Below are 13,982 nucleotides of genomic sequence, written 5' to 3'. Positions count from 1 at the left end.
TCAGTTGTGGTCGGGGCCTGGCCGGCCCTCCCACGTAATGCTGTGGAGCGGGCTACTAGCCCTGGACCGTGATGCCCATGGAGCGAGCGGTGCCGGCGATGATCTTCGCGGCCTGCTCGATGTCATTGGCATTGAGGTCTTCAGCCTTGGTCTTCGCGATTTCGCGCACCTGATCCATGGTCACCGAGGCAACCTTGGTCTTGTGCGGTTCGCCGGAGCCCTTGGCGACGCCGGCTGCCTTGAGGAGCAGCTTGGCGGCGGGAGGGGTCTTCAGCTTGAAATCGAAGGTCCGGTCTTCGTAGACCGAGATCTCGACCGGCACAACATTGCCGCGCTGGGACTCAGTCGCCGCGTTGTAGGCCTTGCAGAACTCCATGATGTTCACGCCGTGCTGACCGAGCGCGGGACCCACGGGAGGTGCAGGGTTAGCCTGACCTGCCTGGATCTGCAGCTTGATGAGCCCGGCGAGCTTCTTCTTCTTTGGGGGCATCTCTAGTTCCTAGTTTCTAGCTTGGGTGTGTGTCTTGCGTCGAACAAATTGCAAGTTTTGGGGTGGTCAGATCTTCGCGACCTGGTTGAAGTTGAGCTCAACCGGGGTTTCACGACCGAAGATCGACACGAGAACCTTGAGCTTCTGCTGCTCGCCGTTGACCTCGCTGATGCTGGCCGGAAGGGTCGCGAAGGGGCCGTCCATGACGGTGACCGACTCGCCGACCTCGAAGTCGACCTCGATGAGGGGCTTGCCGAAGGACTCGGACGGTGCCTCGCCAGCTGCGACGGCCGCCGCTGCAGCCTGCTGCTTCTTCTGCTCCTGCTGCGGGAGCAGGAACTTGACGACCTCGTTGAGGGTCAGCGGCGAGGGACGCGACGTGGCACCGACGAAACCGGTGACACCAGGCGTGTTGCGCACTGCGCCCCACGACTCGTCGTTGAGCTCCATGCGAACGAGGATGTATCCGGGCAGAACCTTGCGGTTGACCTGCTTGCGCTGGCCGTTCTTGATCTCGGTGACCTCTTCGGTGGGAACTTCCACCTGGAAGATGTAGTCACCGACGTCGAGGTTCTGAACGCGAGTCTCGAGGTTGGTCTTGACCTTGTTCTCGTAACCGGCGTACGAGTGGATGACGTACCAGTCACCCGGGGCGCGACGCAGCGCAGCCTTGAGTTCGGCAACGGGATCCTCGACCTCGAGTTCGGCGGCCGGGGCGGCCTCGTCGGAGTTCTCGGCATCGTCGGAGATGACGTCCTCGGTCGCTGCAGTGTCGGCAGCGTCTTCAGCAACGTCTGCATCGGTGCCTTCGGCAACGTCTGCATCGGTGCCTTCGGCAACCACGACGTCTACTTCGGCTGCCGCCTCGGCAGAAACACGCTCTTCGGCCAAAGCCTCATTCGTGTCGTTCTCGGGGGTGCTCACTGGGGCACTCGCTTCCTCTCGTTACTCGGACCCGGGTCGGGTCTTGTCGCGCTCGCAGGCAAAGACGCCCGACTGCTACGGCGATCAGCCGAACAGCCAGGTGACACCCTTGATCACAGCGATATCGACGCCGCTGATGAAAGCGACCATGAAGACCACGAACGTCAGCACGACGCTGGTGTAGGTGATCATCTGCTTGCGGTTCGGCCAGATGACCTTACGGAGTTCTGCGATGACCTCGCGGAAGAATTTGCGCAGGCGCTTGAAGATGTTGTCTTTCTTCGCCTTGGGCTTCTTGCCGGGGTTCGTTGCAGTCGGCTTGGCCGATGATGTCCGGGACGCCGTCCGGGCCGGAGTCTTCACGGTGGACGCGCTGACCGAGGCGCCGCGCGCAGCGCGCTTGCCGGTCGGCTTGTTGGAAACCCCACTGGATGCGGAGGGAACCTCTTCGGCGCCGTCCTTGTCCAGCGACAGATCGGAACGCGTAGTCGCGTCAGCTGCAGTGTCGTCGACACCGGTCGAATCGGCAGACGTTGAAGTCTCCGCATCCGAAGTGTCGGCGTCGCGCTTGGCGCGCTCCTCGCTCACGTCGTTCCTCTCAGTCGCTGGCATCCGGGGGCAGGGGCGACAGGACTTGAACCTGCAACCTGCGGTTTTGGAGACCGCTGCTCTGCCAGTTGAGCTACGCCCCTTTGGTTGACCTCGACAGGTAGACCCTGCCTGAATCAACCGTTCTGCGATCACACAACATACGCGCTACCCGAGGTGAATGCCTTGCAACATTCAGGGCAGCGCGCAGCGCTGAGGAATCCCAGAAATCTCAGTGTACTTCAAAGCCCCGGAACAAACACAATCCGCCCTGCGATCAGGCTAGACGGACCGTGGCAGTGGCACGACCGAAGATCTTCTTACCTTCGGACTTGGCCACGATTGCCAGTACTGCGGTCTTGCTTTCTTCGTCGACCGACTTCACCTTGGCGGTGAAATCGATCTCGGCAGCCTTGGCGGCCGCCACGATGACCGGGCTCGTGAACCGTACGTTGTACTCGGTCACTGCGCCCGGATCTCCCAGCCATTCGGTAACGTAACCGGCACCGATGCCCATGGAGAGCATGCCGTGCGCAACCACGTCCGGCAAGCCGGCAAGTCGTGCGACCTCGTCACTGAAGTGAATCGGGTTCGGATCTCCCGAGACACCCGCATAGTTGGCGAGGTTTCCGCGCGTCAAGGTGACGGACTTCTCGGGGAGAAGTTCGCCGACACTCACGTCGGAGAATTTACGAAGCGACATGCATCATCACGTCCTTGACTGCGTGGGCGATGTTCTCGTCCACTTCCCCACCCGTTCGAGCGACAAGCGTTGTCCACGTGGTGACAACTGCTTCGTCGTTCTGATCGGTGATGATGTTCTTGGTCACGATGATGTCGCTACCTGCGGCCTGCCTGAAGGAATCCAGATAGACGTCGCAGAAGAGTCGGTCACCGACCTGCATAGGCTTGTGCAGCACCAAACGCTGATCGGTCTGAAGAATCTGACTCAAGTCGTAGCCTGTGACGATCTCTTCGAACAGACGTCGCTGAGCAATGGCACCCACGATCGCGACAAACGTGATGGGAGCGATCAGACCGTCGTATCCGAGGCCTTTGGCTGCCGACTCGTCGTAGTGCGCGGGATGCGCGTCCTGGACGGCGCGAGCGAACTCGCGCACCTTCTCGCGTCCGACCTCGTAGAAGTCTTCGACACGATAGTGGTGACCGACCATCTGGACGGCATGAGCGGCCGGGTCCGTAGGGACCTCGGCCGCTGCCTGGTTCTCTTGCAAATCTGTCACGCGGTGAGACTCTCTTCTAGCTAGGACCCGAAGACGCAGGCCCGGAGAGGGTCTTCCGCGAAAATCGTCGTCCTGTTAAGGACTTACTACTTCGACTCGCGGTGCGACTGGTGGGTTCCGCAGTTGGGGCAGAACTTCTTGAGCTCCAGGCGATCGGGGTCGTTGCGCCGATTCTTCTTGGTGATGTAGTTGCGGTGCTTGCATACCTCGCAGGCCAAGGTGATCTTGGGCCGAACGTCGGTCGAGGAGGCCACGGGATGCCTTCTTTCGGGTGTATCTGATTACGAGCAATCAGGGTGGATCATGCATATTGTGTAGCGGTGACCGGACTTGAACCGGCGACGCAACGATTATGAGTCGTTTGCTCTACCAACTGAGCTACACCGCCTCGGTGTCGAGTGTCGCGCGGAAAGCACGGCACCACAATCCAGCGAGCCCCCTAACGGAATCGAACCGTTGACCTTTTCCTTACCATGGAAACGCTCTACCGACTGAGCTAAGGGGGCGTGGCTCAGGAGTGCGTTGCCGCTCTCTTGAAGCCTCCGAAAGATTACACACGAACGAGCGCCAGCACCAAATCCGCTGGTCATCGGGGCAAAAATGGTGCCGGAGCCCATTCTTGCACTGATCGGGGCCTGTGGCGAGGGCTTTGCGGGAACCAGCTTGACCCCGCACTCCCCCGAAGTCCTCCCCTGAGCCGCAGCAGATACGCGTCACCTGCAAGCAATCGACATCGGAACAAGCACAAAAAAGTCAGCCCCGACTCTCGGAAAGAGAATCGGGGCTGACTTGGTGTGGCAGATGTAGGATTCGAACCTACGTAGGCATAAGCCGACGGATTTACAGTCCGCTCCCATTGGCCGCTCGGGCAATCTGCCGTGCTTGCACCAGGCTTCGATCCGGCGCATTCGCAAGTATATCGCGACGTGCGGCGGCCGAAAACGGCTTCCTCGGTGCGGTGAGAAGAATACAACGAACACACCCCCATTTTGCAAACCGGGTGGTAACGGGCGGTGCCGACCCGATAACGTCGAGGTGTCCACCGGTATGGAAGGTGGGCGGAACTCGATGTTCGTGAACTACCGGAAAGCGGGAGTGTGAAGTGGCTGATTCGTCCTTCGACGTGGTGAGCAAAGTAGACCGTCAAGAGGTGGACAACGCTCTGCATCAGGCTGCCAAGGAGTTGACCACGCGTTTCGACTTCCGAAACACGGGTGCGTCGATCGAGTGGTCTGGTGAAGAGACGATCACGTTGAACGCCGACACCGAGGAGCGACTGCTGGCCGCCCTCGACGTGTTCAAGGAGAAGCTGATCCGTCGTGACATCTCGCTGAAGGCATTCGATGCCGGCGAGCCAGCGCAATCCGGAAAGATCTACAAGCTGTCCGGAACCTTGGTCCAGGGCATCACCAGCGAGAACGCGAAGAAGATCACCAAGAAGATCCGCGACGAGGGCCCCAAGGGCGTCAAGGCGCAGATCCAGGGTGAAGAGCTTCGGGTGAGCAGCAAGAAGCGCGACGACCTCCAGGGTGTCATCTCCCTGCTCAAGGGTGAGGACTTCGGGATCGCCTTGCAGTTCGTGAACTACCGGTAGTAGGGGCTGCGCCCCTGTGCGCCTTTTTGGTAGTTCCGACGACCAGAAAGGCGCACAGGGGCCGAAGGCCCTACATCCCCGCCATCTTCTCCAAACGCTCGATCCGGTCCGCCATGGGCGGATGCGTCGAGAACAGCTTGCTCACCTTGTCCCCCGCTCTGAAGGGGTTGGCAATCATCAGGTGGGACTGCGCCGCGAGTTTCGGCTCAGGCGGCAACGGCGCGGCCGCGACGCCCGACTCGAGCTTGCGCAGCGCCGACGCCAACGCCAACGGGTCACCGGTGAGCTCGGCTCCCGATTGATCCGCCTGGTACTCGCGAGAGCGCGAGACGGCCAGCTTGACCACGGTTGCCGCGATCGGTCCCAGCAGGGAGACGAGCAGCAGCGCGATCGGATTACTTCCCTGCCCGTTCCCTCGGCCGCCGAAGATGCTCGCGTACATCGCGAAGTTGGCCAGGCCCGAGATGACGCTGGCCATCGCGCCGGCCACGGACGAGATCAAAATGTCCCGGTTGTAGACGTGGGAGAGTTCGTGCCCGAGCACGGCCCGCAATTCGCGTTCGTTCAAGATCTGCATGATGCCGCTGGTCACGCACACGGCGGCGTGACGAGGGTTACGACCGGTGGCAAACGCATTCGGGGCGTTCGTGGGGCTGATGTACAGCCGGGGCATCGGTTGGTGCGCCGTCGTGGCGAGTTCGCGCACGATGCGGTAGATCGCCGGTGCCTCGACCTCGGTGATGGGCTGGGCACGCATCGATCGGAGCGCCAGCTTGTCGCTGTTGAAGTAGACGTAGGCATTCATGCCGACGGCAAAGAGAACGGATCCCCACAGAAGCACCGGGCTGCCGAACAGCGAGCCGATGAAGACGATCAGCGCCGACATCCCCACCAACAACCCGAATGTCTTCGCACCGTTCGCGTAGCCGTGCAAACTGCTCACCTCTTGCCTCGCCGGAGCCGAAGGCTCACCCGAACTCCCCGGCGTGTGCACCGGTTCCGTTCAGTCAACGAAGGACAGGGCCATCAGGGTTCCCACCCAGTGACTATCAGGGTTCCCACCCGGAAACCCCGATTCGTCGCGGTGTCAGCCGACTCGTTCGATCGTGTAGTCCACCAGACGCACCAGAGCTTCGTTTGCCGGTCCCTGCGGGAGTTCGGCCAACTGAGCCTTCGCCGCGACGGCGTACTCACCCAGCTTTGCCTTCGCCTTGACCATGCCGGGAGAACGCTCGAGCAGTTCGAGTGCCTCTTCTACCAGGGCATCTTCGGTTACCGGGCCCGCGAGCAGCTCCCGCAGGCGATCTGCGTCGGCCCCTTCTTCGCGGAATGCGTACAGGACGGGCAGGGTGTGGACGCCCTCACGCAGGTCGGTGCCGGGCGTCTTGCCGGACTGGGCCGAGACGGACGAGATGTCGATGATGTCGTCGGAAATCTGGAACGCGGTGCCGACGGCATCACCCAAGCGCTCGAGGCGCTCGATGTGAGCTGCGTCGGCGCCGGAGAAGGTGCCGCCGAATCGTCCGGAGGCAGCGATCAGCGAACCGGTCTTCTCCCACACGACCTTGAGGTAGTGCTCGACCGGATCCTGCTCCTTCTTGACGCCGATCGTCTCGCGCATCTGGCCGGTGACCAGCTCGGCGAAGGTTTCGGCGATGATCCGCACTGCTTCGGGCCCGAGCGTCGACACCAGTCGTGACGCGTGCGCGAACAGGTAGTCGCCGGCCAGGATCGCCACGCTGTTGCCCCAGCGGGCGTTGGCGCTGGGCGCCCCGCGGCGCATGGACGCCTCGTCCATGACGTCGTCGTGGTAGAGCGTCGCGAGGTGAACGAGTTCGGTGACGGTCGCTGCGGTGATGATCGACGGATCGTTCGGCACCGGTCCGAGCTGCGCGGTCAGGATCGTGAACAACGGACGGAAGCGCTTGCCACCAGCTCGCGCGAGGTGCAGCGCGGCCTCGGTGAGGAAGTCTTCGCCGTCGGACAGCTCGCTGACCAACAACTCCTCGACATCGGAGAGTCCACCACGCACTACTGCGGCGAGCTGTTCGTCGCCCAGGTCGATGCCTGCAACGACGGTGCTCGATGCGGTTGCGTCGGCAGCAGTCTTTTCGGTGCTCACGATGTCAGTACCCATTCCTGTCGTCAGTGACGGCTCGGTTCCCACGGTAGTGAACCTAGCGGTTCGCACTCGGGACGGCCTCGCCACGGTGGCGATCGCGAGCCTGGGAAGATGTGAGTGTGTCCGTAGAAGAGCAGTCCCCCGTCGTCGATTCACCTCCGACCGAAACCGACATTGTGGTCATCGGTGCTGGTCCCGCGGGTTCTTCGGCTGCGGCGTGGGCCGCCCGTAGCGGTCGCGACGTCGTGTTGGTCGACGCGGCAGTGTTTCCTCGGGACAAGACGTGTGGTGATGGACTCACTCCGCGCGCCGTAGCCGAGCTGGATCTCCTCGGCCTTGGCGAGTGGGTTCGATCACATACGACGAACAAGGGACTGCGGTTGTCCGGATTCGGCCAGGAACTCGAACTCGAATGGCCGGGAACGTCGTTTCCACCGATCGGCAGCGCGATCCCCCGTACCGAACTCGACGACGCCATTCGCCGGTGCGCCGTCGAATCCGGGGCGGTGATGGTGGAGGGCACGAAGGCGGTGGACGTCGAACTCGACGGCGATCGGGTAGCCGCTGTCGTTCTAGCCGGCCCCTCGGGACGCAGCGCCCTTCGTTGTCGCACGCTGATCATCGCCGACGGTGTTCGCTCGACGCTCGGCAAGAAGCTGGGGCGGCAGTGGCACCGGGACACCGCTTACGGCGTCGCGGCACGCGCGTATGTCGCAACTCCGCGCAGCGCCGATCCGTGGATCACCTCGCATCTGGAACTGCGGGACGCCGAGGGCACGTTGCAGGCGGGGTACGGCTGGATCTTCCCACTCGGAACCGGCGAGGTGAACATCGGCGTCGGAACACTGGCGACGTCCAAGCGCCCGGCACCAGGTGCCTTACGTCCTCTGCTGGATCTGTACACCGATCAGCGCCGAAGCGAGTGGCAGTGGAGCAGCGAAATACATTCCGTCGCTTCGGCTTTACTACCCATGGGCGGAGCCGTCTCCAACATCGCCGGACGCAACTGGGCCGTGATCGGTGACGCCGCAGCCTGTGTGAACCCGCTCAACGGTGAGGGCATCGACTACGGCCTCGAAGGCGGACGCTTGGTGGTCGAAGCGCTCGGCGCCGACGACCTCACGGAACTGTGGCCGAGGGTACTGCGGGAGCATTACGGGCAGGCATTCTCGGTCGCGCGCCGACTCGCAGGTCTGCTGACGGTTCCGCAGTTCCTGCCCGCGTCGGGTCCGATTGCGATGCGCTCACGGGCACTGATGACGGTCGCCGTTCGGGTTATGGGAAACCTCGTCACCGACGCCGACGCCGATCTGACGGCGAGGGCATGGCGTGCGTCGGGAGCCGCATCGAGAAAGATCGACTCCCGACCGCTGTTCGGTTGAGCCAGTGCTGTGCGCAGCAGTTCAGGCAGTGGCGTAGTGCAGCGCCACGATGCCGCCGGTGAGGTTGCGCCACTTGACGTTCTTCCATCCGGCAGCCCCGATCTTGCGTGCCAGCTCTTCCTGGGTCGGCCAGGCACGGATCGACTCGGCGAGGTAGACGTAGGCGTCGGGGTTGCTGCTGACGGTGCGTGCGACCTGCGGGAGCGCCTTCATGAGGTACTCCATGTAGACCGTGCGGAACGGTCCGAAGACGGGCGTCGAGAACTCGCTGACGACGAGGCGTCCACCCGGCTTGGTGACGCGGGCGATCTCGCGAAGTCCGGCCTCGAAGTCGGAGACGTTGCGCAGACCGAAGGAAATCGTCGCGGCATCGAATACGTTGTCGGCGTACGGCAGGTACATCGCGTCACCTGCGACCATCGGGACCTTGCGCGAGATTCCGGCCTCGAGCATTCCCTTGGAGAAGTCGGTGGCGACGCACCAGGCACCGGAGCGGCCTAGCTCGACGGTCGAGACTCCGGTTCCGGCGGCGAGGTCGAGCACCTTCTCGCCCGGCTTGAGGTCGAGGGCTTCGCGGGTGGCCTTGCGCCAACCCTTGTCCTGGCCGAAGGACAGCACGGTGTTGGTGAGGTCGTATCGCTCCGCGACGTCGTCGAACATCGACGCGACTTCGTGCGGTTGCTTATCGAGAGTTGCTCGGGTTCCGTGTGTAGTGGCCACACCCGAAACGCTACCAACCCTCGGGCAGCGAGGGCGTTCAGGCTGCTCTGGCACCCGTTCGTCGCCCGAGGCCCTGCACGTCTTCGTAGTGACGGAGCAGCTCTTCGCAGATGGCCGGCCAGGTGCGGTTCCGCACCGAGCGCCTCGCTGCGGAGCCGAACTGCACCCGCAGGTCACGCTGGCGAAGTGCGTCGACGGCGCTGGGCAGGAGTTCGGTGAACCTGTCCGTCGGCAGGAGGTAGCCGTTGCGGCAATGGGAGATCAGGTCACGTGGGCCACCCGCATCCGGTCCGACGACGGGCACACCGCTCGCGAGGGCTTCCTGAACTGCCTGGCAGAAGGTCTCGTGCTCGCCGGGGTGAACGAACACGTCCAGGCTCGCATAGGCGTCAGCAAGCGCAGTACCGCCGAGTTGTCCGGTGAAGATCGCGTCCGGCATCAGTCGCTGCAGATTCTGGCGGACCGGGCCGTCGCCGACGACGACGATCTGCACACTGGGGTCGGTGGCCAGCGCCGCCAACCGTTCGACGTGCTTTTCGGGCGCGAGGCGACCGACGAAACCGACCACCAATCGGTCGCTGTCGCCGATCCACGACTGCCGCAAAGCCGAGCTACGACGCGAAGGCGCGAATCGTTGTGCGTCGACGCCGCGGGCCCACCGGTGAACGCGCGGAATGCTGTGCTCTTCGAGGGCGTCGACCGCCGAGGTGGAGGGCGCGAGGGTCCTGTTGCAGCTCTTGTGGATTCGACGGGTCCACGCCCACGCCGCGCGGCTGGTGACGCCGAGCCCGTAGCTTTCGGCAAATCCGGCAACGTCGGTCTGGTAAACCGCGACGGTGGGGATTCCGAGGCGTTTGGCGACGGCCACTCCCCCGGCACCGAGCAGGAACGGCGACGCCAGATGGACGACGTCGGGCGCGAAGGTCCGCACGGCCGTAGTCAGACGTGGTTGTGGCAGGCCGACGGGGAGTGAACTGACTTTGGGAACCATGACGGCGGGCACCCGAACCACCTGAACACCTTCGTGTTCGGTGGCGGCGGAGGTGTCGGATCCGACGGTGTCCGGCGCAATGACCATGGCGTCGTGGCCAGTGCGATCGAGGTGTTCGAGCACGCGTAGTACCGAGTTGGTGACGCCGTTCATGTTGGGCAGGAATGACTCCGCAACGATGGCTACTCTCACACCGAGAACGGTGACAGGGCCAGGATAAGTCCACGTCATGTTCGCGTGAAGTTCGGGCGAAGTTCGGGCGAACTAACTCGAGGCGACCGGCGCCGATCGTGGAGCCCCCGCTTCCCGCTTGCGCAGGTACCAGATCGACGGTCCAGCCAGGAGCCACGTCACCACGATCACGGATCCGGCCGGGATCAGCGCCACCGTCGCGTTGCGTCCGGCTACCCGGACCAAATCGGGGTCCGTCTTGTAATACTCCACCTCGATACGTTGTCCCACAGTCAGATTGGTGGGATAGAGCACGCCCAGTTCGGGGTTGTGATTCGCGCCGTCCGGTGTCACGAAGCTGATCGCCGACCGAAGCGAGCCCGCCGAGAGCACCTCGGCGGTTGCGGTCCCCATGTTCGATTCGATGGTCCGATCGTTGCGCCAGGCACCGAGAACGAGGATGACCGCGAGCACCGAAATGCCGACGGCAACCACCAGCACTCCGATGCGGAAGCGACGCAGAACTGTTTGTGTCACAGCTGTGCCCGCACGGAAGCGTGGAGTTCGCGCAGCCCACTGCGATCTGTCGCGACCTCGAGAACACGGATGCCGTTGGCTGGTTGTGCCAGCGTCGTGGCCAGGGCGTCGACGGTGACAGCTGCGTGTGGCACGCGGTACGCCGCACAGAGCGCGGCCAGGTCCATGCCGTGCGGTGTTCCGAAGACTCGCTCGAAGACGCCGGCGTACTGCGGGTCGCCTTGCTCGAGAAGTTCGAAGATGCCGCCGCCGTCGTCGTTGGCGACGACGATGGTGAGGTCGCTCGGCCTCGGCTCACCGGTCCCGATGAGCAGTCCGGAAGCGTCGTGCAGGAATGTCAGGTCGCCCATGAGAGCGACGGTCCGGCCACCGTCGTACGCCAACGCGGCGCCGACCGCCGCCGAGACCGTGCCGTCGATACCTGCGACGCCGCGGTTGGACAGCACCCGCACAGCGGGCTTGGGATAGCTCACGAGGGCCGCGTCGCGAACGGGGTTGGAGGCGCCGAGCAGAAGCTGGTCACCGTTGGCCAGCGCATTCATCACGGCGGCTGCGACGTGCAGACCGGTGGCCTTGGGGTGGGCGTCGAGTTGCTTGCGCACGGCAGTTTCGGCGTGTTCGGTCAGCGCGGCGCACCGAGCAATCCAGGCGGGATCGGGCGTTCCGGTGACCACTGCCCTGGTACCGGTGGCGAGTACGTTGCCGGACACGTCAGGCCAGCGCGGCCCCGTTGTCAGTGCATAGACGTCGACGCTCGGGTCGGCCAACACCTTCGAGACCTGGCGATGCAGCGTCGGGCGGCCGGTGATGATCGCCTGCTTGGGCTTGAGTTGCGAGAGAGCGAGTGGATGCAGCGCGATCCCGTGCATCGGAGCCGTGGGCTCGGCCACCGTCGGCAAGCCGGCCAGCTCGGGTCGAAGCGCACTGCCGTGTCCGGAGATGACCACCGTGTCCGCGGTGAGGTCCAGATCGACCGGAACATCGAGCGTCGCGTTCTGCGTGGTGGTCCAGGCCGCACCGCCGGGACGGCCCTCCGGAACCGGTCCCTGCACGTGCGCGTCCGGCACCAGCGGCTCACGGAGCGGGATGTCGAAATGCACCGGCCCGGCGTTGCCGGATCGGGTTCCGCGGGCAGCGGCGAGAACCCGGCAGACTGCCGAGCGCCACTGGCTGTTCTGCGTCGAGTCGTCTTCGGCCAGGCCCAGGCTGATGGTTGCGCGGACCTGACTGCCGAAGAGCCCGAGCTGTTCGACGGTCTGATTGGCGCCGGTGCCGAGCATCTCGTACGGCCGGTTCGCGCTCAGGACGACGAGCGGCACTCGCGCGTAGTTGGCCTCGAGGACAGCAGGTCCGAGGTTGGCGACGGCGGTCCCGGAGGTCATCACGATGGGGACCGGACGTTTCCCGGCGATTGCCAGTCCAAGTGCCAGAAAGCCTGCGGTCCGCTCGTCGATCCGCATGTGCAGACGCAACCGGCCGTCGAGGTCGGCAGCTTGTAGGGCAAATGCGAGGGGTGCATTGCGAGAGCCTGGACACAGCACGACTTCACGCACGCCACCACGAACCAGTTCGTCGACGACGGCTGTGGCTTGTGCAGTGGACGGATTCACGCCTTCAAGAGTGTCAGATGTTCGGGCGCAAGCATGCCCAGGGTCGGGGACAGCGGCATTATGTGTGGGTGCGCACACTCTTCGATCCAGCCGAGCTCGAACCCCGCCGGTTCTATCAGTTACTCACCGCTTCGGTGGTCCCCCGGCCGATTGCCTGGGTGTCCACAGTGTCGGCCGACGGCGTCGGCAATCTGGCTCCGTACAGCTTTTTCACCGTGGCCAGTTCGGCGCCGCCGATCGTGCAGTTCACGTCGGTCGGACGCAAGGACAGTCTGCGCAACATCGAAGCGACCGGCGAATTCGTCGTCAATCTCGCGACTGCTTCTCTCGCGGACGTCGTGAATGCCAGTTCGGCGTTCTACGACGCCGATGCCGACGAATTTCTCGAGCTCGGTATCGCGAGTGAGCCGAGTGAGCGGGTTCGACCCGTCCGGGTCGCCGACTCCCCGATCGCTATCGAATGCACACTCCACCAGGTCATCGAGGTCGGTAATTCGTTTGTCGTGATGGGAAATGTGGTCGCCGTCGCTGTTCGTCCCGAGGCTGTCGCCGACGACGGGCTACCGGACTTCGCGGCTATCGCGCCGATGAGCCGCCTGGGCCGAGCGCAGTGGGGTCTTCCGCCCGAAGTCGTCGAAAAGGACAGACCCACCACTCCACAGCGACGCTAAATCAGGTTAGGGTTACCTGATTAGGTTCGAGTAACAGATAATCAGGGAGCAACCAGTCATGGCCAAGCGCGCCAAGTTCGTGAAACCGGCCTCACGCAGCATCGTGTCGGCGCAGGTCGTGGCGAACAAGCGAATCAGCCCCAGCTTCATCCGAGTGACCATTGCGGGCGAGGAACTGTCCACCATCGCACCGATGGGTGCCGATCAGTGGTTCCGCATGTTCCTCCCGCAGGTCGGCCAGAGTGAACTCCGGTTGCCGAGCGCGGCGAGCAATCTCTGGTACGCGCAGTATCTGTTGATGTCCAAGGACACGCGACCTGTCGTGCGCAACTACACGATTCGCGCCTACCGCGCAGCTGGATCAGGCCTCTTCGGCGAGACCACGGAGATCGACATCGACTTCGCGTACCACGGGGATATCGGCCCGGCATCCGCGTGGGCGAACACCGCGTCGGCCGGCGACAAGGTCGCCCTCCTGGACGAAGGCTGCATCTACAACCCCACACCCGAAGCCACGTGGCAACTGCTCGTCGGCGACGAGAGTGCGCTTCCCGCGATCATCGGCATTCTGGAAACCGCGCCCGCAGATCTGCGTGCCGAGGTCTTCGTCGAGATTCCGAACATCGAAGACAAGCAAGACATTCCGGAGCTGGCGAACGTCAACGTTCATTGGCTGGTTCGCGAGGACGAACACGCAACACCGGGTGTTCTGACCCTCGAGACCGTCCGCGATGCCAAACTGCCCGAGGGGCCGTCGTACACGTTTGTCGCCGGCGAACAGGCACTCACCACTGGGCTGCGTCGGCATCTCGTGAACGACCGGAAGTTCGCCAAAACCGACATCACCTTCACCGGCTTCTGGCGCCACGGCCATTCGGCTCACTGACGGACGCACCGAAAACGAGCGGCCCGGGAGAAACTCCCGGGCCGCTCGTTGT

General features: G+C 63.7%; 16 protein-coding genes and 4 tRNA genes. 4 read left to right on the top strand and 16 right to left on the bottom strand.

Features of this window, described 5'->3' with window-relative positions:
- Nucleotides 1–55: 55 nt before the first annotated feature.
- From rplK to QM716_RS16080, 10 genes are all read right to left on the bottom strand, one after another.
- Nucleotides 56–490, bottom strand: coding sequence for a 50S ribosomal protein L11 (gene rplK / locus QM716_RS16125; RefSeq protein ID WP_003941896.1), 435 nt, complete (start codon nt 488–490; stop codon nt 56–58).
- Nucleotides 491–556: 66 nt separating this feature from the next.
- Complete coding sequence (gene nusG, locus QM716_RS16120; RefSeq protein ID WP_050655835.1) at nt 557–1,414, bottom strand: transcription termination/antitermination protein NusG; 858 nt, start codon at nt 1,412–1,414, stop codon at nt 557–559.
- A gap of 84 nt (nt 1,415–1,498) precedes the next feature.
- Nucleotides 1,499–2,002 (bottom strand): preprotein translocase subunit SecE, encoded by a 504-nt coding sequence (gene secE, locus QM716_RS16115; RefSeq protein ID WP_283305041.1) that lies wholly within the window; start codon nt 2,000–2,002, stop codon nt 1,499–1,501.
- Between the two features lie 31 nt (nt 2,003–2,033).
- Nucleotides 2,034–2,106 (bottom strand) — tRNA-Trp (locus QM716_RS16110).
- 173 nt (nt 2,107–2,279) lie between these two features.
- Nucleotides 2,280–2,705 carry a (3R)-hydroxyacyl-ACP dehydratase subunit HadB gene (gene hadB / locus QM716_RS16105; protein ID WP_283305040.1) on the bottom strand — a complete coding sequence of 142 codons (426 nt, stop codon included), beginning with the start codon at nt 2,703–2,705 and terminating at the stop codon, nt 2,280–2,282.
- Nucleotides 2,692–3,246, bottom strand: coding sequence for a (3R)-hydroxyacyl-ACP dehydratase subunit HadA (hadA, locus tag QM716_RS16100; protein ID WP_283305039.1), 555 nt, complete (start codon nt 3,244–3,246; stop codon nt 2,692–2,694). The genes hadB and hadA overlap by 14 nt, the downstream gene beginning before the upstream one ends.
- An 86-nt stretch (nt 3,247–3,332) precedes the next feature.
- The gene (rpmG, locus tag QM716_RS16095; RefSeq protein WP_003941903.1) at nt 3,333–3,500 is read right to left on the bottom strand and encodes a 50S ribosomal protein L33; all 168 of its coding nucleotides are present in this window, start codon (nt 3,498–3,500) and stop codon (nt 3,333–3,335) included.
- 61 nt (nt 3,501–3,561) lie between these two features.
- Nucleotides 3,562–3,634, bottom strand: a tRNA-Met gene (locus QM716_RS16090).
- A 45-nt stretch (nt 3,635–3,679) separates the two neighbouring features.
- Nucleotides 3,680–3,752: transfer RNA gene (locus tag QM716_RS16085), tRNA-Thr, on the bottom strand.
- Nucleotides 3,753–4,041: 289 nt separating this feature from the next.
- Nucleotides 4,042–4,124: transfer RNA gene (locus tag QM716_RS16080), tRNA-Tyr, on the bottom strand.
- 224 nt (nt 4,125–4,348) lie between these two features.
- Here QM716_RS16080 and QM716_RS16075 point away from each other — a divergent pair.
- Nucleotides 4,349–4,840: a YajQ family cyclic di-GMP-binding protein gene (locus QM716_RS16075; protein ID WP_283305038.1), complete on the top strand. Its 492-nt coding sequence runs from the start codon at nt 4,349–4,351 to the stop codon at nt 4,838–4,840.
- 70 nt (nt 4,841–4,910) lie between these two features.
- On the opposite strand, the gene htpX is transcribed toward QM716_RS16075, so the two are convergent.
- Together htpX and QM716_RS16065 are read right to left on the bottom strand one after the other, a co-directional pair.
- Nucleotides 4,911–5,774, bottom strand: coding sequence for a zinc metalloprotease HtpX (gene htpX / locus QM716_RS16070; protein WP_283305153.1), 864 nt, complete (start codon nt 5,772–5,774; stop codon nt 4,911–4,913).
- 153 nt (nt 5,775–5,927) lie between these two features.
- Nucleotides 5,928–6,977, bottom strand: a complete 1,050-nt coding sequence (locus QM716_RS16065; RefSeq protein WP_037129929.1) for a polyprenyl synthetase family protein — start codon at nt 6,975–6,977, stop codon at nt 5,928–5,930.
- A 104-nt stretch (nt 6,978–7,081) separates the two neighbouring features.
- Here QM716_RS16065 and QM716_RS16060 point away from each other — a divergent pair, with 104 nt between their 5' ends.
- Nucleotides 7,082–8,344: a geranylgeranyl reductase family protein gene (locus tag QM716_RS16060; protein WP_502942066.1), complete on the top strand. Its 1,263-nt coding sequence runs from the start codon at nt 7,082–7,084 to the stop codon at nt 8,342–8,344.
- A gap of 21 nt (nt 8,345–8,365) precedes the next feature.
- Here the strand turns inward: QM716_RS16060 and QM716_RS16055 are convergent, their stop codons facing one another.
- The 4 genes from QM716_RS16055 to menD form a co-directional block, all read right to left on the bottom strand.
- Nucleotides 8,366–9,064 carry a demethylmenaquinone methyltransferase gene (locus QM716_RS16055; RefSeq protein WP_283305036.1) on the bottom strand — a complete coding sequence of 233 codons (699 nt, stop codon included), beginning with the start codon at nt 9,062–9,064 and terminating at the stop codon, nt 8,366–8,368.
- Between the two features lie 37 nt (nt 9,065–9,101).
- On the bottom strand, nt 9,102–10,247 hold the full coding sequence (locus QM716_RS16050; RefSeq protein WP_283305035.1) for a glycosyltransferase family 4 protein: 1,146 nt from the start codon (nt 10,245–10,247) through the stop codon (nt 9,102–9,104).
- A gap of 72 nt (nt 10,248–10,319) precedes the next feature.
- Nucleotides 10,320–10,763, bottom strand: a complete 444-nt coding sequence (locus QM716_RS16045; RefSeq protein WP_283305034.1) for a DUF3592 domain-containing protein — start codon at nt 10,761–10,763, stop codon at nt 10,320–10,322.
- Nucleotides 10,760–12,373, bottom strand: a complete 1,614-nt coding sequence (menD, locus tag QM716_RS16040; RefSeq protein ID WP_283305033.1) for a 2-succinyl-5-enolpyruvyl-6-hydroxy-3-cyclohexene-1-carboxylic-acid synthase — start codon at nt 12,371–12,373, stop codon at nt 10,760–10,762. Before menD ends, QM716_RS16045 begins: the two co-directional genes overlap by 4 nt.
- 68 nt (nt 12,374–12,441) lie before the next feature.
- On the opposite strand from menD, the gene QM716_RS16035 reads away from it, so the two are divergent.
- Together QM716_RS16035 and QM716_RS16030 are read left to right on the top strand one after the other, a co-directional pair.
- A complete protein-coding gene (locus QM716_RS16035) occupies nt 12,442–13,044 on the top strand; it encodes a flavin reductase family protein (RefSeq protein ID WP_283305032.1) in 603 nt (200 codons plus the stop codon).
- A gap of 58 nt (nt 13,045–13,102) precedes the next feature.
- The gene (locus tag QM716_RS16030) at nt 13,103–13,930 is read left to right on the top strand and encodes a siderophore-interacting protein (protein WP_283305031.1); all 828 of its coding nucleotides are present in this window, start codon (nt 13,103–13,105) and stop codon (nt 13,928–13,930) included.
- Nucleotides 13,931–13,982 lie beyond the last annotated feature (52 nt).

The organism is Rhodococcus sp. IEGM 1409 (assembly GCF_030056735.1).
Classification (GTDB): domain Bacteria; phylum Actinomycetota; class Actinomycetes; order Mycobacteriales; family Mycobacteriaceae; genus Rhodococcus_F.
The sequence above is the reverse complement of the archived record's forward strand: the minus strand, read 5'-3'. Positions and strand labels throughout refer to the sequence as shown.